General features: G+C 69.1%; 19 protein-coding genes and 1 pseudogene. 10 read left to right on the forward strand and 10 right to left on the reverse strand.

Features of this window, described 5'->3' with window-relative positions:
- Positions 1–78 precede the first annotated feature (78 nt).
- On the forward strand, positions 79–531 hold the full coding sequence (locus JOF41_RS37155) for a hypothetical protein (RefSeq protein WP_307867449.1): 453 nt from the start codon (positions 79–81) through the stop codon (positions 529–531).
- Between the two features lie 95 nt (positions 532–626).
- Positions 627–896 (forward strand): integrase core domain-containing protein, encoded by a 270-nt coding sequence (locus JOF41_RS37160; protein ID WP_244989616.1) that lies wholly within the window; start codon positions 627–629, stop codon positions 894–896.
- Positions 897–1,828: 932 nt separating this feature from the next.
- Here the strand turns inward: JOF41_RS37160 and JOF41_RS17825 are convergent.
- Positions 1,829–2,728, reverse strand: a complete 900-nt coding sequence (locus JOF41_RS17825; protein ID WP_209620463.1) for a hypothetical protein — start codon at positions 2,726–2,728, stop codon at positions 1,829–1,831.
- Positions 2,725–3,096, reverse strand: coding sequence for a hypothetical protein (locus tag JOF41_RS17830; RefSeq protein ID WP_209620465.1), 372 nt, complete (start codon positions 3,094–3,096; stop codon positions 2,725–2,727). Before JOF41_RS17830 ends, JOF41_RS17825 begins: the two co-directional genes overlap by 4 nt.
- A 42-nt stretch (positions 3,097–3,138) precedes the next feature.
- Between JOF41_RS17830 and JOF41_RS38310 the strand changes: the two genes are divergently transcribed.
- The 4 genes from JOF41_RS38310 (at position 3,139) to JOF41_RS17850 (ending at position 7,335) form a co-directional block, all read left to right on the forward strand.
- Positions 3,139–5,481, forward strand: a complete 2,343-nt coding sequence (locus JOF41_RS38310; RefSeq protein WP_209620468.1) for a CHAT domain-containing protein — start codon at positions 3,139–3,141, stop codon at positions 5,479–5,481.
- Positions 5,482–5,703: 222 nt separating this feature from the next.
- A complete protein-coding gene (locus JOF41_RS37170; protein WP_244989617.1) occupies positions 5,704–6,477 on the forward strand; it encodes a hypothetical protein in 774 nt (257 codons plus the stop codon).
- A complete protein-coding gene (locus JOF41_RS17845; RefSeq protein ID WP_307867450.1) occupies positions 6,387–6,773 on the forward strand; it encodes an integrase core domain-containing protein in 387 nt (128 codons plus the stop codon). The genes JOF41_RS37170 and JOF41_RS17845 overlap by 91 nt, the downstream gene beginning before the upstream one ends.
- Before the next feature lie 94 nt (positions 6,774–6,867).
- Positions 6,868–7,335, forward strand: coding sequence for a DUF6924 domain-containing protein (locus tag JOF41_RS17850; RefSeq protein ID WP_209620471.1), 468 nt, complete (start codon positions 6,868–6,870; stop codon positions 7,333–7,335).
- A gap of 6 nt (positions 7,336–7,341) precedes the next feature.
- Here JOF41_RS17850 and JOF41_RS17855 read toward each other — a convergent pair whose 3' ends face one another.
- The 5 genes from JOF41_RS17855 to JOF41_RS17870 are packed head-to-tail and all read right to left on the reverse strand — an operon-like array spanning position 7,342 to position 10,673.
- Complete coding sequence (locus JOF41_RS17855) at positions 7,342–7,974, reverse strand: hypothetical protein (protein ID WP_209620474.1); 633 nt, start codon at positions 7,972–7,974, stop codon at positions 7,342–7,344.
- A gap of 9 nt (positions 7,975–7,983) precedes the next feature.
- A complete protein-coding gene (locus tag JOF41_RS17860; RefSeq protein WP_209620477.1) occupies positions 7,984–8,664 on the reverse strand; it encodes a hypothetical protein in 681 nt (226 codons plus the stop codon).
- Positions 8,661–9,800 carry a WXG100 family type VII secretion target gene (locus tag JOF41_RS17865; protein WP_244989619.1) on the reverse strand — a complete coding sequence of 380 codons (1,140 nt, stop codon included), beginning with the start codon at positions 9,798–9,800 and terminating at the stop codon, positions 8,661–8,663. The genes JOF41_RS17860 and JOF41_RS17865 overlap by 4 nt, the downstream gene beginning before the upstream one ends.
- On the reverse strand, positions 9,797–10,123 hold the full coding sequence (locus JOF41_RS37175; protein ID WP_244989620.1) for a hypothetical protein: 327 nt from the start codon (positions 10,121–10,123) through the stop codon (positions 9,797–9,799). The genes JOF41_RS17865 and JOF41_RS37175 overlap by 4 nt, the downstream gene beginning before the upstream one ends.
- A 13-nt stretch (positions 10,124–10,136) precedes the next feature.
- Positions 10,137–10,673 (reverse strand): YbaB/EbfC family nucleoid-associated protein, encoded by a 537-nt coding sequence (locus tag JOF41_RS17870; protein ID WP_209620481.1) that lies wholly within the window; start codon positions 10,671–10,673, stop codon positions 10,137–10,139.
- Between the two features lie 275 nt (positions 10,674–10,948).
- Between JOF41_RS17870 and JOF41_RS17875 the strand changes: the two genes are divergently transcribed.
- Entirely contained in the window at positions 10,949–11,728 is a 780-nt protein-coding gene (locus JOF41_RS17875) for a transposase family protein (RefSeq protein WP_209620484.1), read from the forward strand.
- Between the two features lie 222 nt (positions 11,729–11,950).
- Here JOF41_RS17875 and JOF41_RS17880 read toward each other — a convergent pair whose 3' ends face one another.
- The 3 genes from JOF41_RS17880 to JOF41_RS17890 all read right to left on the reverse strand — a co-directional run bounded on the left by JOF41_RS17880 (position 11,951) and on the right by JOF41_RS17890 (position 13,053).
- Positions 11,951–12,376: a hypothetical protein gene (locus tag JOF41_RS17880; protein WP_209620487.1), complete on the reverse strand. Its 426-nt coding sequence runs from the start codon at positions 12,374–12,376 to the stop codon at positions 11,951–11,953.
- A gap of 3 nt (positions 12,377–12,379) precedes the next feature.
- Positions 12,380–12,610, reverse strand: a complete 231-nt coding sequence (locus JOF41_RS17885) for a hypothetical protein (RefSeq protein WP_209620490.1) — start codon at positions 12,608–12,610, stop codon at positions 12,380–12,382.
- Between the two features lie 116 nt (positions 12,611–12,726).
- Positions 12,727–13,053: a hypothetical protein gene (locus JOF41_RS17890; protein ID WP_209620493.1), complete on the reverse strand. Its 327-nt coding sequence runs from the start codon at positions 13,051–13,053 to the stop codon at positions 12,727–12,729.
- A gap of 335 nt (positions 13,054–13,388) precedes the next feature.
- On the opposite strand from JOF41_RS17890, the gene JOF41_RS17895 reads away from it, so the two are divergent.
- From JOF41_RS17895 to JOF41_RS37180, 3 genes and pseudogenes are all read left to right on the forward strand, one after another.
- Positions 13,389–13,802 carry a hypothetical protein gene (locus tag JOF41_RS17895; RefSeq protein WP_209620496.1) on the forward strand — a complete coding sequence of 138 codons (414 nt, stop codon included), beginning with the start codon at positions 13,389–13,391 and terminating at the stop codon, positions 13,800–13,802.
- Positions 13,799–16,558 (forward strand): nSTAND1 domain-containing NTPase, encoded by a 2,760-nt coding sequence (locus JOF41_RS17900; protein WP_209620499.1) that lies wholly within the window; start codon positions 13,799–13,801, stop codon positions 16,556–16,558. Before JOF41_RS17895 ends, JOF41_RS17900 begins: the two co-directional genes overlap by 4 nt.
- A 733-nt stretch (positions 16,559–17,291) precedes the next feature.
- Positions 17,292–17,420: pseudogene (locus JOF41_RS37180) on the forward strand (IS5/IS1182 family transposase); the annotation flags it as partial.
- Positions 17,421–17,429: the final 9 nt, after the last annotated feature.

Genomic DNA, 17,429 nt, shown 5'->3' on the forward strand with positions numbered 1-17,429 from the left:
AGGACGTATAAGCCCAAGAGACGTCAAGCGCTCACGGGGACGGCTGCCATCCGCAGTGCCGTCGCATGATGACCGACTGTGCTGCTCCGACTGGCCTACCTCGGCGTGACCAACGCCGTCGCGCTGCTGCGCCTGCTGCCCATGAGCGACCGGGACAAGGACACGGAGATCCTGGCGCTGCGCCACCAAATCACGATCCCGGAACGCGAACCGGGCAAGAGCCGCCCGCGGTCCTCCCCAACGACCGGGCATTCCTCGCGGCACTGCTGCACCGACTTCCGGCCGCCACGCTTCGTAGACTCCAACTACTGGTACACCCGGAGACAGTCCTGCGGTGCTGCGCCTGGCACGAGAGAACCCCGCCTGGGCTACCGCCGCGTCCACGGCGAACTCCTCGTGCTCGGCATCAAGGTCGCAGCCTCCACCGTCTGGCAGATCCTCAAGGACGCCGGAATCGACCCGGCACCCAGCGCACCACGACGACCTGGGGCGGCCTTCCTCCCCTCACAGGCCGACACGCGCGATTCCTAATCCGGGACCGCGACGGCAAGTTCCCCACCCTGTCGGACACCGTCCTCGCCGACGCTGGCATCCAGGTCGTCCTCAGCGGAGTCCACATCTCGCGGATGAACGCCATCATGGAGCGCTGGATCCGGACCTGCCGTCGCGAACTGCTCGACCGCATGCTGATCTGGAACCAACGGCACCTGCTCCACGCCCTGCGCGAGTACAAGCACTTCTACAACACCCACAGACCGCATCAAGGCATCGCCAACGCCAGACCGCTACAACCGCTGCCACCGTCAGCCACCCACCAAGCAGCCGCCACCCGACTCGACATCCGCCGACAACAACGACTGGGCGGCATCCTCAACGAATACCACCACACCGCCTGACCTGCACGGACGACATTTTCGACAAGCACAACGTTCTGAATCTTCCGATCGGCGGTCTTGTCACGCCAGGGACGGCAACTGGGACACTGTCCGCACTTACGGAGATATCCACGCCCGCGAATAGTGAAATCGTGGCGATTGCCCCTCTATTGACTTGCAAACAGTTCTCTTGACCGTCTGGATTCAACCGGATGTCAGCCTGACTTTCATCGGGATTAAGTCCTATCCAGACACCTTCGGCGAGGTTGCTTAACTTAAATCTCTCAACATCGGCGTACAGGTGCTGAAAGTTAAGGGCATCCACGATCGTTGGATCCTTGTCGATGGGACGTGGTGGCACTGCGGGGTTCACTTAAGGACATTGGCACGAAGTGCTCACGCCTTTCAAAGGTTGGGAATGCGGATGAAGTTGAAGACCATGACCAAATGCTGAAAGTCCTTATGATCATGGCTCGGGACGCGACGTAACGCCACGAGTAGCTTTGCATGTAACTCGGTGCTCCAACTGCTGCCCGAGGCCGTCTGAACCGGCCACTCCTGCGTTCCACAACTAGTTCGGAGAAGCCTGCATCCGCTGCCCGAGCCTGCGCCTGAACCCCCGCGCCCGACCGCGACTTGTCCAAATCGTCGTCAACCTGCGCGACCGCATCCAGGAGGCCCGGCTCAACGGCTGGCTCGGCGAAGGCCGAGGGCTCCGGACCAGCCTCGACGAGGCAGCCCGCAAGCTCGCCGCGCTCGACCTCCTGGCCGACCGCGATGCCCGGCTGAGTCCAGTGCCCCTGGGCATTCCGGTGATCACCAGGACCTGACGCCGCCTTGCGATGCCTCAAGGCTGAGCGAGACGAGGCTGAAGCCCACCATCAGCACGTAACCGGGGAGGCGGAGGAGATAAGATCAACGACCTGCTCAGCCACTGCGGCATCGGCCCTGACTCAAGCAGGGTCTTTGCGGAGCCGGTCGCTGATCTCGTGACCGAGAGCGGTGGTCAGGGGGCCGGACGCAGGGATGCGGAGTTGCTCGGCGAGCACTGGACCGTAGAGGTCGGCCGCGGTCTCGACGAGATCACACACGGTTGCGCTGGCCGTCCGTGCCCGCAGCACACCGACACCGGCCAGTACGACGCCCATGAGCAGAGCGGGCCACCACAACGCGCCCAAGGCACCGTAGAGCACGGCCCAGCCGGTCAGCGTGGACGCGGACGTGTAGGCGAGTTGGGCGGTGGAAACGTCGGTGCGTAGATGTTCCGGCAGGACGGTCCACAGACGGGGCCAGACGACGGTCAGGTCGAGGCCGTACGCACGGTGGACGCGCACGATGCCGACGCGCCATCGGTCCCCGATCCAGGTCGGGCGGTCGGGGATCTCCAGGGCGATGGCGTCGCGGCGTGCCAGGGCCTCGGCGATCGCGGGCCCGGCCACGACCTCTGGCGTGTCGCCCGCCGTGGCGATGGCCTCGGCCACCAGGGCATCGACCCGTCGGGACTCGCGCTGCCACCGCCGTCTGCGCTCCTGGACCAGCCAGCGCGCAGGCAAGCGCCGGCCACGGGTCAGCCAGAACCGCCGCAGCATCCAGCCGACGCCGGCAGCCAGCAGCCCGGCCGCCGCGCTGCCGAGCAATGCGGCGGCGAGGATCGCCAGGAGCAGGCCGGAGGTGTGCGGACCTCTGCTCCACTGGGTGACCCAGTCGGCGACGGCGCGGGCATGCAGCGCGTCGTGGTGGCCGAGACGCGTGGCCACCACCGCGGTCGCCAGCCACAGCACGCCGGGGAGGACGAGTAGCGTCAGCCAGCGTTCGGCGGCCTTCTTGCCCAGTGCCTCGAGGAAACCGGTCACCCGCTGACGACCCGCACAGGTGAAAGCGGATCCCCGGTCAGCGCACAGGCGGGTGCGTCCTGCCCGCGACGTGCCACCCCCCGGCCGCAGGGGTGCGGATGGGGGCAGCGCCACCCGTGCACCGCGCGGAACCCCGCCGTGCCACCAGGCAGCGGCTCGAACTGGCGCGTTCCGGTGGTGATGCCGTCCAGCCCGGCAGCCTGAGCCGCCTCCTCAACGGTGTCCAGAAGCTCGTCAGAAGCCGCACCGGCTCGGACAGCGTCCATGAGCTCGTCCCACTGCGCGGCGCTCAGGCCGCCTTCCACGAGCGCTTCCCGCACCTGCGCATCGAGATCGAGTTGCTCGCACAGGGCTGCCACTCTGCTCATCGACACGTAACCTCCCGATATCTCTGAGTGACAATACTCGATGTGGAAGAGCCCAAGATGACCTTCCAGGTCCCCGGTGGATGTGCCTTGTCGTCGCTGGCGATCGCCGGTGCGGTGGCCGTCGGTGCCTTCGGAGGTCCGTGGTGGCTTCCGCTGGGCTGCCTGGCCATCGTCGCGCTGCCCGGCGCTCTCGCCATCGCAGCGACGGGCGTGCTGATCTACCCCATCTGGTGGACGTGGTGGATGACGCTGCCACTCATGGTTCTCGTCGCGAAGTTCGGGTTCAGATCTTTGCTGCGGCGGGTCCTCGACTCGCCGGCCGTCGCGCCCGTTCTCATCGCCAACCACAGCTCCGAGCTGATACTTCACTACATCGCAACCGGCGAGCTGGCGGCGCTGGAGGAAGCCGTCCAGCTGAGCCGACGAGCGGTGGCCACCGCTCGACCCGATTCGCCCGAGATCGACGATTTCCGGGCGGCCCTCGCCACTGCCCTCACCATGTTGTTCATGAGATCCCGGCACAGCGCCCTGCTCGACGAGGCCATCGAGCTGGCGCGTGGTGTTGTCGCCGCACGCCCACCCGACGACCCGGCGCGGGTGCAGTTCGTCGGCGTGCTCGGCACGGCGTTATGGGCGGCAGCCGAATACGACGACCGGCCGGACCTCGCCGATGAGGCCGTGAAGGCTTTGCGTGAGGCGGCTACGCATGGCAAGCACCTGGAGAACCATGGCGGGCACCTGGAGAACCTCTGTGGCGCCCTGGTGACGTCGTTCACCGTGCACCGGCGGCCGGATGATTTGGCCGCGGCGATACGAGTGGGGCGGGAAGCTGTCGCCCGCTTGTCCAAGTCCGATCCGCAGCGCGGGATGGCGTTGTTTCGTCTGGGGCGAGCCCTGGAGACGCGCTACGAATATTACGGCGACCCTGCCGCGTTGGGTTCCTCCTGCGACGCCTACGCCGAGGCCGCGAACAGCCCGTCCACGTCGGGACACACGGGAGTGGGGAGTGCGCAGAAGGCCGCCGAAATGTACCTGCGCGCGGGTGACGCCAACGCCGCCTTCGCGATGGCGGAGTCAGCGGTGCAGCGACTCCGCCAGATCACGCAGCGGCAGCTGGGCTTCGACGACAGCGTCAACCGTTCTATCGGTGTAGTGGATCTGGCCTCCACGGTGGCGGAAGCCGCGATACGCGCGGGCACACCGGGGCGGGCCGTGGAACTGCTGGAGCAGGTGCGGGGCATCACCATGGGCAAGATTCTCGATCTGCGAGGCGATCGCGCCGCGACCATCGAGCAACTCCGCCAACACGCGAGCCAAGGGCCGATCATCTGTGTCGTCGCCCATCGCGACCACGGCAGCGCGCTGATCGTCACCAGCGACTCCGGCGAGCCCGCCGTCGTGGACCTGCCGCTGTTCACCCGGCAGGCGGTCAACCAGCGGGTCACGGCCCTGCGGCAGGCCCAGCAGGTCGCGACGGAGCCCGGCGCCGTCGCCGGGCGGCGGCGGGCTCAGCAGGACGTTCTGGCGATCCTCGCGTGGCTCTGGGACGCCGCCGCGGCGCCCGTCCTCGACGCCCTCGGCCACACCGGTTCTCTGGGCGACGGTCAGCCGTGGCCGCGGATCTGGTGGTGCCCGGTCGGCTTGTGTGCGCTGCTTCCGCTGCACGCTGCGGGCCACCATGCCGACGGCGGGCACGACACCGTGCTGGACCGGGTGATCTCGTCCTACACACCTACGATCCGCGCGCTCGCCCACGCCCGCCGAGCCCGGTCCGGCACGCGTCAGGCGGCGTCTGTCCTGGTCGTGTCCGTCCCCGACGCTCCCGGCGCCCCGTCGCTGCCCGGTGCGGCCGTCGAAGCCCGCATGCTGGAGAGGTTGCTGCCGACCACGACGATCCTGCGCTCACCCGGCTACGCCGCCGTCATCGAGGCCCTGCCGCACCACGAGATCACGCACTTCGCCTGCCATGGAGTCGCCGACCTGCTCACGTCCACAGAGAATCGCCTGCTGTTACACGACCATCTGGAAAGGCCGTTGACAGTGACCGCCATCAGCGACCTGCACCTCGAGCACGGCGAACTCGCGTACCTGTCCGCGTGCAGCGTCACCAACACCACGGCGTTCCACACCGATGAGACGGCGCATCTGACCGCCGCCTTCCAACTCGCCGGATATCGGGCGGTCGTCGGCACTCTGTGGCCGGTCAACGACCGTGCCGCTGCGATGATCACCGAGGACTTCTACCGGTGCCTCCTCCGGCCGGACACCGCCCACCTGGATCCCGCCGCCGCGGCGACGGCCCTGCATCACGCCGTCCGCGCCCACCGCGCCCGTCATCCCGCCCTGCCGACGCAATGGGCCTCCCACGTGCACCACGGCCTCTGATGCGGCCCACGATCGGAATAGGGAACGAACCTCAGACAACCACCGGGAAGTGACGGCCGCAGATACAGAAGGGTCACCTGCGTCACCCGCGATCAAGGTAACCACTCCGAACGTTGTTGCTGATGTTGTAGGCCCTGCATCTGTGGGGTGCCAGAACTTTGCGCTGAGGCGCCGGCCTGCGGCGATCGCGCACTGTGGGCTGCAGGGGCATGATCGCGAGGCGTGGCGCTACGACTGCTGTACCTGATCTTCGTCCGGGTCGTCGGCTGGTTGGTTCTGCTCGGCCGGTCATCGGCGGCCAAGGACGTAGAGCTGCTGGTACTGCGGCACGAAGTCGCCGTACTGCGCCGCACCAACCCCCGCCCACGACTGGAGTGGGCCGATCGCGCTGTGCCCGCCGCGTTGGTGCGCCAACTACCCCAGATGCTGCGCGAGCACCGAGCAGTGACACCGGGCACCCTTCTTCGACGGCACCGGCGCCTGGTCGCGAAGAAGTGGACCTCCCCCTACCGCACCGACCGCCCACCGGTCGACGACACCATCACGGTGTTGATCAAACGCATGGCCCTGGAGAACACCAGCCGGGGCTACCGCCGGATCCAGGGCGAGCCGCTCAAGCTCGGCCACCGGGTAGCCGCGTCAACGGTTCGCCGCGTGCTCCAGCGCCTGCGACTCCCGCCCGCGCCCCAGCGCGACACCGACACCTCGTGGCAGCGATTCCTGCGTGCCCAGGCGACAAGCCTGTTGGCCTGCGACTTCTTCCACGCCGACTGCGCGGTCACCCTCAAACGCGTGTGCGTGTTCTTCGTGATCGAAGTAGCCACCCGCTACGTCCACATCCTCGGCATCACCACCAACCCCGACGGGGCATGGACCACCAACAAGCCCGCAACCTGCTCATGGACGTGGACGACTGGGCAGACGACTTCCGATTCCTCATCCGGGACCGGGCCGGCCAGTTCACCGTCTCGTTCGACGCGGTCCTCTCCGGCGTAGACGTCCACGTCGTGAAGATCCCGCCACGGTGTCCGCGAGCCAACGCCTACGCCGAGCGGTTCGTCGGCACCGTCCGACGCGAGGTCACCGACCGCCTGCTCATCATCAACGAACACCACCTGCGGTCGGTACTCGACCGCTACGCGACCCACTACAACCATCGCCGACCCCATCAAGCCCTACAACTCTCACCACCACGGCCGGACTGGCCGATCGCAGAGGCGGACTACATCTCAATACGCCGTCGACCAGTCCTCGGCGGCCTGATCAACGAGTACGGACCCGCACTCGCCTAACCGCAGGTCAAACCCCGTAGCCGACTTTTGGCACCCGACAGGTTCCCGTTCCCACCCCAAGCAGCTCGTGGTCCGCGACACCGGCGAGCTGGAGATGCTGGACGCCGACGAGACGGTGCCGTTGGTGCGCACCGACTTCTCCGACGACGCCTGGGCCACCACCTGCGCCCAAGTGGCCTTGCCGCGGCACTTCTCCGAAGGCGACATCCGCATCGCGACCGTGGAACCCGCGGACAACGCCGCGTACGCGGGATTGACCGCCGCACACCTCGTCACGCTGGTCCCCGCTGACGCGGAGTACGCGATCCTGCTGGTCGCCGACAACGCGACCACGGAATCGGCCGAACACCACGTCCTGGTCGTCGACCTCGACGATGACGACCTCGACAACCGCGGCCGATCCTTCCGCGCGACACCGTCGGCCATCCCGGAGATCGAAACCAACCTGTCACTGGCCAACGTGGACTGGGAACACTTCGCCGACTCCGCTGGTGACGACGGCGTCGTCCGCCCCATGCTCGCCGAAATGACCCCAGGCAGCGTGCCCCCAGCCGCTGACTGACCCGCGTCACAGGTTGGCGTGCACCGTGCGCACCGTCTGCTCGGCCTGGTCGTCACGCAGGTCGAACGCCGAGCCGTCGCCGAATTCCAAGCGCAGGAACCACTCCGGGGTGACGTGTCTGCCCAAAGGCACCGGGACGAACGCGCGGACGGTGGCGACCGGCCCCTCCCACCAGGTGACCAGCGGTGGTGCGTCACGGGACTGGCCCAGTGAGCGCACGCGGCCCAACAAGCCGCCGGAGGCCGGTTCCTCGGGGGTGGCGACCTCACCCTCGACTATCAGGGCGACGCGCCGGTTGGTGATGAGCAGCCAGCACTCGTCACGGCCTGCGGTGAACAGGTCGGCGAAGCGGACCGCGAGCTGGTCCGGCCGCTGGGCGTGGGCCCAACCCCAGACGGCCGGGTCGTGCGCCCACTCGTCGTGGTGGAAGCGGCTCTGGCTCACGGCGGCGGTGGGCAGCGGCCAGTCCGGGGCCGGTGTCGCCAACAGGGGCGAGGTGGTGCGGTGAGGCGCGGTGCGCGTGGCCGCGACGGTGCTGCCGACGTGCCCCTGCGGGTTGGCCAGCCACACGACCTGCTCGCCGGCTGCGACCCAGTGCCGCTGGGCGATCTCACCGATCTTCGTCCGGTTCTTGGGCACGTTGCCGTCCTAGGCGTTGACGAGGGCGAGCAGCCGTTGTGCGGCTTCGGGTCGGCCCTTGGCCAGGACGTCGACACCGGAGCCGTCGACCAGGGACACGCGCAGCACGGTCGCGGAGCTCGGCACAGAGCCACGAGGCAGCTTGCGCTCGGCGAGCGCGGCACCGGTGATGCGTGGCCGGGGCAGCTCGGCGACCGTGGTGATCCCGACGGTCGGCACGGGTTGGTGCGGCGGGTACGGGTTCTTGCCTGCGAACGCCTCCCTGGCACCGCGGGCAAAGTCACCGACCCGGTCGAACAGCGACTTCTCCGCCTCTGGCTCGACCGGATCGGGCACAGCCGACACCCAGGCCAACCGGTGCGGCGTGAGGACCAGCCAGGCGACGGCCGCTCGCCTGCACGCCAGCGCCGCACCGGGCGCGAGTGCCTCGGGTCCGCCGCCGAACACGACAACACCCGGCAGCTCCCTGGCACCGAGGTCGTCATCGCCGACCGCCGACACGACACCTCCGGCGAAGCCCGCCACACCACGCAGAGCCTTGCCCGCGAACCCAGGCGCGGGACTGCCGGACCAGTCCAAGCCGGGCACGTCGAACCGCATGGACGCGCCGGCAGCACCCGCGCACAACAACACGGGCTCGTCCGGCGCCGCCCAGTGCTCCCTGATCGCCAGGACGCCGTCGAGCTTCACCAGTTGAACCCGCGTTCCTGGGTCTCGCGGCGCTCCTCTTCGGACGGTGCGTTGCGCGCTTGGTCGTAGGCTTCCTGGGTGCCGAACTTGATGGCGCCGTCGACGGCAGCGTCCACGCCGGCGTTGAAGGCCGCGCCGCCCACCCTGGTCTGGCCGCCGAGCATGCCGGTGAGCACGGTCTGGGCGATGTTGCCCGCCAGCGCGCCCTCGCCGGTGACGCCCTGCATGAACCGGTTGCCCGTGGTGGAGGCCAGGGACACGTCGTCGGCGCGGGTGACGACGTTGACCAGCGGGTTCGAGCCGAGATGACGGCCGGCGAACTGCTGTGCCATGTTGCCGCCGCGCAGGCCGTTCATGCGCTGGATGACCTGGCGCAGCGGACCGCGCAGCCGGGTGAGCAGGTCCTCCAGCCGCTTCACGATCTTGAACAGCTCCATCTGGAGCTTGGAGACGCGCATGGTGATCCGCACGCCGGTGCTGCCGACCTGCACCGTGGTGGTCGCCCCGGCGGCGGCGACCGAGCCGCCCGCGGTGATCCAGGACGCGGCCAGCGCGGCGAGCCACTGCACGATCAGACCGATGATCAGCTCGGTGAGGATCTGGATCACGAACTCGACGAACATGTCGAACAGGTCGGCGATCATGTCCAGGGTCTGCTTGAGCCCTCGCACGTCCTCCGCCATGGCCGAAACGCCGTCGCCGAACTCGGTGATCTGACCGCGGAACGCGTCGCCTGCCTCTCCCTCCCAGACACCGGTGGTGGCCTCGGCGCGCTTCTTCTCGGCCTCGGCGACCTCGTCCAGCCACCCGGCGACCTGTTCCCAGCCGTTGCCGGTGGCGCGCATCTGCTCCGGGTCGCCGACCGCCCACTCGGCGAGCTCGATCAGCGGGCTGAGCACGATGGAGACCAGGAAGCCCAGGCCGTTGTCCAGCAGCGCCTGACCGGGGCTGGCCATCGTCTGCAGCAGTTCCATGCGCCCGGAGATCGCGGCGGCGGCCATCTGCGGCGGGCTGGTGGCGTCGGCGAGGTCCTGCAGCGCCCCGATGCCCGAGCTGCCGCGCCCGGCGGCCTGCTCGAACCAGTTCTTCTGGTCGCCGCCGTTGAGGTCGGCGAAGGTGCCCGGCCCGGCGTTCACCGGCCGCCGCCCAGGCCGTCGCCGATCTGCGTCAGGGCCTGCGAGATGCCGTCGTCCACGCCGCGGTAGACCTCGAAGCTGCCGCGCAGCTGCTCAGCGGTCTGCTCCAGGAAGCCCTTGGCGTCGTTGGCCAGCTGCCTGCACTCGTCCAGGCTGGAGAAGTAGCCGCTGCTCAGGCCGACGGCGTCGCCGATCGGGCCGAAGCACTGGTCGTCCACGCGTGCCTGCTCCAGCAGGTCGGCGAGTTGCCCGAACTTGCCTGCGAGGCTCTCGCTGCCTGCCGCGAAGGCGGTCAACGCCTCCGGCACGATGCTGAACGTCATCCGCTGCTCCCCCTCAACGCAGGTACGTGCTCGGTGGTTCGTCGTCTTCGACTGGCGCGGCGGCCGGACGGTTCCGCTGGGGTTGGCCGGGCGGCGGTGCGAACGGCGGACCACCGGCGGACGCGGGCGGCGGACCGGTTCGCGGTGGCGCGGGCGGAGGCGGGGTGAAAGCCGGGCCGGGCGGCGGCGGAGCGGACGGCATGATCGGCTCGACACCGGAGGCCGCCATGCCCTGCTTGAACTGCTCCAGCCGGTCACCGAGGATCGGGGCGACGGCCGCGTCGAGCTGGCGGGCGGCGTCCTGGGTGGCGGCCCGGATCGCGTCCAGGATCTCCTGCTGCAACGCCACGTGCGAGCGGCCCATCGCGGCCGGGGAGAGCCGCAGGCCCAGCACGGCGCCGGACGGTGCCGCGGTCACGACCACCGCCCCGTCCCGGCTGCGGCCGACGCCCCTCAGGTCCTTCATCGCCTCCTGCAGCTGACCGGCCTTCGCCGCCTGCTCCTGGAACGACTTCATCATGTCCTGCAGCCGTCGCTGCTGGTCAGCCACGACAACCCCCGTTCGGTGGCACGCCCCCGCACTGCCGGGCCGCGTGGGCTCCCGGCATCTCACTCGGCACCATATCGACAGTCGACCCGAACGCGCCGCCGAACACGTGACTCCGGTGTCGGACATTGAGCGTTTTTCATCCTGATCTGGATGTGTTGGCGCGCAAGGGAGGTCGATCACAAGCTGGCGATGGTCGACGTGTCGGCGTCTGGGCATGGCGAAGCCCCTGGTAGCGGAACTCTCGACCAAGATCGTCCAGCATCCAGGGGCTTCACGTGCTGTTCTACCGTGCCGCGCTGCCGTTGTCACATCGGACCCTGACCTTCGTCTCCGGCGTGGTCCGCGCCCACCGCCGACGGTCCGGTTCGGTGTGGCGCAGGCTCAATCCGGGGCAGCAGGCCCTGCTGGTGCTGGTGTACTCGCGCAAGGGCGAGACCTTCGCCGAGGTCGGCGCCGGGTTCGGCGTCTCCACCGCGACGGCCTGGCGCTATGTCAACGAGACCGTCGAACTCCTGGCGGCGCGGGCCCCGAAGCTGCGCCAGGCGCTGCGCTCGGCGAAGGGGCGGGGCCTGGCCTACGTGATCGTCGACGGCACGCTGATCCCGATCGACCGCGTCGCCGCCGACCGGCCCCTCTACTCGGGCAAGCACCGGATGCACGGGGTGAACCTGCAGGTGATCGCCTCGCCGGACGGCACGATCCTGTGGGTGTCCGGCCAGTTGCCGGGCAAGACCCACGACACCGCCGCGGCCCGGATCTGGCAGATCCTCGCCGCGCTGCGCGAGGCAGGCCTGATCGCCCTGGGCGACAAGGGCTACCACGGCTACGACCAGACCGGCGACCACGTGATCACCCCGTACAAGGGGCGGAACAAGCCCGAGTCGCAGAAGGACGCCAACCGCGCCCACGCCCGACTGCGCGGACCGGGCGAACGCGCAGGCGCCCAACTCAAGACCTGGCGCGTCCTGCGCAAGCTCCGCTGCTGCCCCTACCGCGCCGGTCGCCTGGCCAAGGCCATCCACGTGCTACAGAACTACGAAGCCGCCGCAGGATGAAAAAGGTTCACTCACGACCTGCTTCCAACTCCTGCCGGAGCGGGCCCGAGAATGGGCCGAACGGGTCTCCGGCAAGTAGGTGAGCCGGGCATCCGTCGAGTTGGAGTGATAGGTCGTGGGCGAAGTGAGTTCCGTGCATTCCACCTTACACACAAGTGGGCGGTGGTTCCGACAACCGCCAAGCCCGTGTGGCGGTATTTTGCAAATCAACCAAATGGCGCGTCAGGCGTCGCGGATCAGCCGGACCTCGACGCGCGGATGGATGGCGTGCAGCAGGATCGTCCGGTCGGTGACCACCGGCCAGTCCCGGAGGCGGTAGAGCAGCACGGTGTGCGCCGCGGCCAGTGCGGTCGGCTCGTGGACGAGTTCGTCGGGTTGGTCGGCCGCCAGGAGTTCGCCGACGTCCCGCGCTCGCACGGCGTCGAGCGGGTCGACCACGGTGATCGGCGGCTCGACGAGCACCCGCAGCGCGTCAAGGTCGTGCTTCGGCGTCGCGGCGTAGGCCTGCGCCAGCGCGGCGCCGGGGATGGCCAGCGAGTTGCCGTCCTCCATGCTGGCCCAGACCACGGCACGGGCATAGGGGTGGCCCTGGGCGAAGAGCGTGACGGCCGGGGTGTCGAGCACCCAGCCGCTCAGACCGGTGACCAAGGCTCAGCCGGCGACCCGTGGAGCGGACCTGCCGTGGAGATCCTCGCGGACCTGCTGCATGAGGTCGGCGGGCGGGCGCGGGCCGAGCTGCTCCAGCGCGGTGAACCCCGCCGCCATCCGGGCGTCCCGACGTGCCTGGGCGCTGCCGATCCAATCATCGGTCGTCGACTGGGCGGGCACGACGGTCGCGCTCGGCTGCGCGCCGGTCGACTCGTGGTCCTCGCGTGGGCTCATGCGTCCACCGTACCGCTGATCGTGATCGCCTCCGAGCAGCAGGACCACGCGCCGTCGGCGCGAGCGCGGTGACCAACTGCCTGACGATCGCTGCGGCGGGCACCCAGCCGTCCTCCTCACGCGCCTCGACTGGCACGTCGAACTGCAGCGACGGCTCGCCGGTCGGCTCGGTCGTCGTCTCCGGCTCCGGGACGGGGTAGGTCCGCAGGACCAGTTCGCCGGGGGCGGACGGGGAGCACGGCGTCCACGCCGTTCACCATCCCGCGCGGCGCCAGGACCTGCTCCGGGCCGGCCAGCGGGTCGACGCGCACCTGGTCGACCGCGAATTCCACGTCCACGATGTCGGCCAGCATGGCCACGGCCTCCGCCAGGCCGTCGCTGACCGCGATGAGTCCTGCCTGCCGGTTGATGGCGGTAAGGCGCGTTGACGGCGTGGGCTGCACCAGGGTGCCCTGCTCGTCGCGGAAGGACGGCGGGTAAGCGTCGAGGGTGAGGAAACGCGCCCGCGCCCTGCTCCAAGGGGGCCCGGCGTTTTCACCCTGTCCGCGCCGGTCGTCGAGAGTCCCGTCGTCAAGTGCGGGGCACCACCGGAATGTCAGTGATCATGCGTCTTCTGGGTGTCAGTAACCGGTTGTAGTCGCCCGCCGGTCCGCGGTCCCGGCAATCTCGATCTCGGGGCAGTTCTGCCTGCTGCAATGAGGTGAACTCCGGTGCCGCGAGGTGCCGAGGGACTCCACCGCTCTGCCAGTATCGCAAGAGGCTGATCGGAGGGAGGGGTGTGGAAACCGACCTCATGACGAGGGTCGCGGCGGCCGTCGTGGAGAAACTGACCACCGAGGCGTGGCAGGGTGTCTTGGCCGCGATCGGAGGATTGTGGCGCATGGTCCACCCGGAGCGTGGTGACACGGTCGAGGCGGAGGTAGTCGACACCCGCGCCGCGGTGCTGGCCGCGCGCGAGGCCGGTGACGACGGCACTGTGGCCGGCCTCGTCGCCGAGTGGGGCGACAGATTGCGGCGTTTGGCTGCGAAGGATCCGGACGTTGAGGTGCAACTGCGCCGCCTGCTCGCCGCCTGGACGCGGGAGCCGAGCGCCGAGCGCACCGTGATCGGGCCGGTGAGGATGAGCGCCAAGGCGTCCGGGCACAGCCGCGTCACGATGGCCGGCCGGGACGTGCACATCACCGGGTCGTGAGCGGCGACGGGGCGTGGGTGCGTGCCACCGTGTCCGGGCACGCGCGGGCCGCCATCGCCGGACGGGACGTCCACGTCCACCATGACGGCGGCGCTGTGCGGCGGGCGTCCCCGAACCCGGACGCGCAGTGCCCCTACCCCGGCCTGGCCGCGTTCAATGCCGAGCAGTCGCGGTGGTTCTTCGGTCGTGAGGTGTTGACCGCGCACCTGGTGGAGCGGGCGGCTGAGCGGCTCGACGAGGGTGGCCCGCTGATCGTGGTCGCGCCCTCGGGGGCGGGCAAGTCGTCACTGCTGAGAGCCGGGCTGCTTGCCGCGATCGGGGATCGGGGCGCGCTGCCGGTGACCGGGTCGGCGCGCTGGCCGCAGGTGGTGATCACACCGACCGACCGGCCGGTGGACTCGCTCGCGCGCGGGATCGCCGCGGTCTTCGGTCTGAACCCAGGTGAGGTGGTCGAATGGACCACCTCACCCGCCGCGTTCGTCGACGCGCTGCGCACCCGTCTCCACGGGCAACGGGTGGTCGTCGTGGTGGACCAGCTCGAAGAGCTGTTCACACTGTGCCCGGATGTGGGCGTGCGCCGGGTGTTCCTCGGACTGCTGGACGGGGTCGCGGCCACAGGTTCGTGCGGCCTGGTGGTCTACGGGTTGCGCATCGACGCCTACGCGCACTGCGTCGAGCACCCGCCGCTGCGGCGGGCGCTGCAGGACGGCCAGGTCCTCGTCGGCCCGATGACCGTAGAGGAACTGCGGCAGGCCGTGGTGCTCCCGGCCCGCGAAGTCGGCCTGGAGGTCGAACCGGGGCTGGTCGACCTCCTGCTGCGCGATCTCGGGGCGGCGGATGACGCCCCCTACGAGGTGGGCCGGTTGCCGCTGCTCGCACACGCGCTCCGGGCGGTCTGGCGCGAGCGACACGGCCACGTGCTGACCGTCGCCGGCTACCGGGTGGCAGGCGGCATCCGCAACGCCGTGACCACCACGGCCGAACGCGTCTACAGCGGCCTGGACGACGCCGGCCGCGACAGCACGCACACGTTGTTCCTGCGGCTGGTGAAGATCGGTGAGGGCGCCGACGACACCCGCCGCACCGTGCTACGCGCGGACCTGTCGTGCGACACGGCCGTGCTCGACGCGTTCACCGACGCCCGCCTGCTCACCCAGGAACGGGACACGGTCACGATCACGCACGAGACCCTGATCCGGGCCTGGCCGCGCATGAGGGACTGGATCGAGGAGGACCGCGCGGGCAACCTGCTGCGGCAGAAACTGGAGGAAGCCGCACTCGCGTGGGACCGCGACGACCGCGATCCTGCGCTGCTGTGGCGGGGCAACCGGTTCCAGGTGGCACGCGTGCTTGTGGCCGAAGGCCGGGCCGAGGCGGTCCTGAACGACCGGGAACGTGCCTTCCTCGACGCCTGCCTGGACCTGGAGCACGAACAGCACGCAGCTGCCCGGCGGCGCACCCGGCGCCTCAAGCAGTTCGTCGCGGCCTTGACCGCCCTCGTGCTGGTACTGGCGGCCACGACCACCTACGCGGTGCTCGCGGAACGACGTGCGGTCCACGCGCGCACCCGGTCCGTGGCACAGGAGGCCGCACTCCGGTCGGGATACATGATCGGCCCTCAGCCGGACCTGGCGGTCGAACTGGCCCACGCCGCCTACCGCGTCGCGCCGTCACCGACGACGCGGGACGCCCTCCTCAACGCCTACACGGCACTGAGGAGGCTCCCCTACGGCGACCACCAGCCCCACTCGGGTCCATCCATCCACATCGGGAAGAACGGCACCACCGCGATCAGCAGGAACTGGGACGGCGAGCTCCGCTCATGGAGGCTCGACGCCGACCACGCCACCCCCTCCGGCCGGTTTCGTTCGACCCTCGACAACCCCCACCCGTCCTTCCTTAATGGCTCTGTCATCACGTTCGGCGACTTGTCCAGCACCGAGGTCTGGGACATCGCCGCCCCGGACGCACCGCGTCTGCTCACCACACTTCCCCCAGGGTTCCAGGTGCAATCGGCTTCCGACGACGGCCGGATGCTCGTCGGCTACGATCACGCCGCGAGGCTGTCCTCCGGAGAGACCAACACGGTCAAGGTCCTGTGGGACGTGTCCGACCCGACTCGACCGCGGCGGATCGCCCTCCCCTGCACCAGCGGCGAATCCACACAGATCCACCCTGACGGACGGATGCTGGCCACCACGTGCCCGACAGGCGGTCGCGCCTCGTCGATCGACCTGTGGCACATCACCGCGGAGACGACACCGCAACCCCTGACAACCATCCCCTTGGACGAACCCGGCGAGCACAGGGTCGAGTTCAGCACGGACGGCGGGTTCCTCGTCGCCATCGACGGGGAGGACCATCGGGCGCGGATATGGGACATCAGAGACCGGGAACAGCCACGCCCGTGGGCCGAAGTGGTCTTCGACAGCGACTCGTCGTCCTTCTCGTTCGTGGACGACACCCGCGTCCTGTTGCTGCACAACGACCGCGAACTGCACTTCTGGGGCCTCGCGGACCCGACACGTCCCGAACTGCTGGCATCGGTGCGCAACCCGTTCCCCATCGCGACCTCGGCGATCCACCGACCGCAGTTCGACGACTACCTCGTGTCCGACGGACAGGAACTGTGGCGCATCGACCTGGACATGGTTCGGGTCACCGCACGAATCTGCGGCGACCCGGACCTCCGCCTCCCCGACGACCAGTGGCAGGAGCACCTGCCGGACATCGACCGACAACCCGTGTGCCCGTGACCACCATCTACAGGAGGGGCAGAACCGTCGATGGCTGACATCGAGTGACGCCCGGCCACCGACACCTGTGAGGTGCCAGAACTTTGCGCTGAGGCGCCGACCTGCGGCGATCGCGCACTGTGGGCTGCAGGGGCATGATCGCGAGGCGTGGCGCTACGACTGCTGTACCTGGTTCTCGTCCGGGTCGTCGGCTGGTTGGTTCTGCTCGGCCGGTCATCGGCGGCCAAGGACGTAGAGCTGCTGGTACTGCGGCACGAAGTCGCCGTACTGCGCCGCACCAACCCCCGCCCACGACTGGAGTGGGCCGATCGCGCTGTGCCCGCCGCGTTGGTGCGCCAACTACCCCAGATGCTGCGCGAGCACCGAGCAGTGACACCGGGCACCCTTCTTCGACGGCACCGGCGCCTGGTCGCGAAGAAGTGGACCTCTGCCTGCCGGAAACCTCATCCATACAGGTAAACGTATGAAGCCCGATACGTCGAAGCACTCACGGGCACGGCTGTCATCCGCCGCAGCATCGACCAGCGCGGCATGATGACCGGCTGTGCCGCTCCGACTGGCCTACCTCGGCGTGACCAACGCGTTCGCGTTGCTGCGCCTGCCGCCCCTGAGCGACCGGGACGAGGAGCCCTTTCCAACTTGGTGGAGTGGTCTGTGGCCGTGGTGGAGACGTGGCGAAGCTCCTAGTAGATGACTTCTCGACCAAGAGCAAGGCCATCGCCAGGAGCTTCGTGTGCTTGTCTACCCATCCGCGATCGACCTGTCCAGTTCACACCTGCAGTTCCTGGCGCGGGAACTGACCGCACACCGGCGCCGGATCGGCAGCAGGTGGCGCAGGCTCGATCTCGGACGCCAAGCATTGAGATGCTTT

It is taken from the genome of Saccharothrix coeruleofusca (assembly GCF_017876325.1).
In the GTDB taxonomy this organism is placed as follows: domain Bacteria; phylum Actinomycetota; class Actinomycetes; order Mycobacteriales; family Pseudonocardiaceae; genus Actinosynnema; species Actinosynnema coeruleofuscum.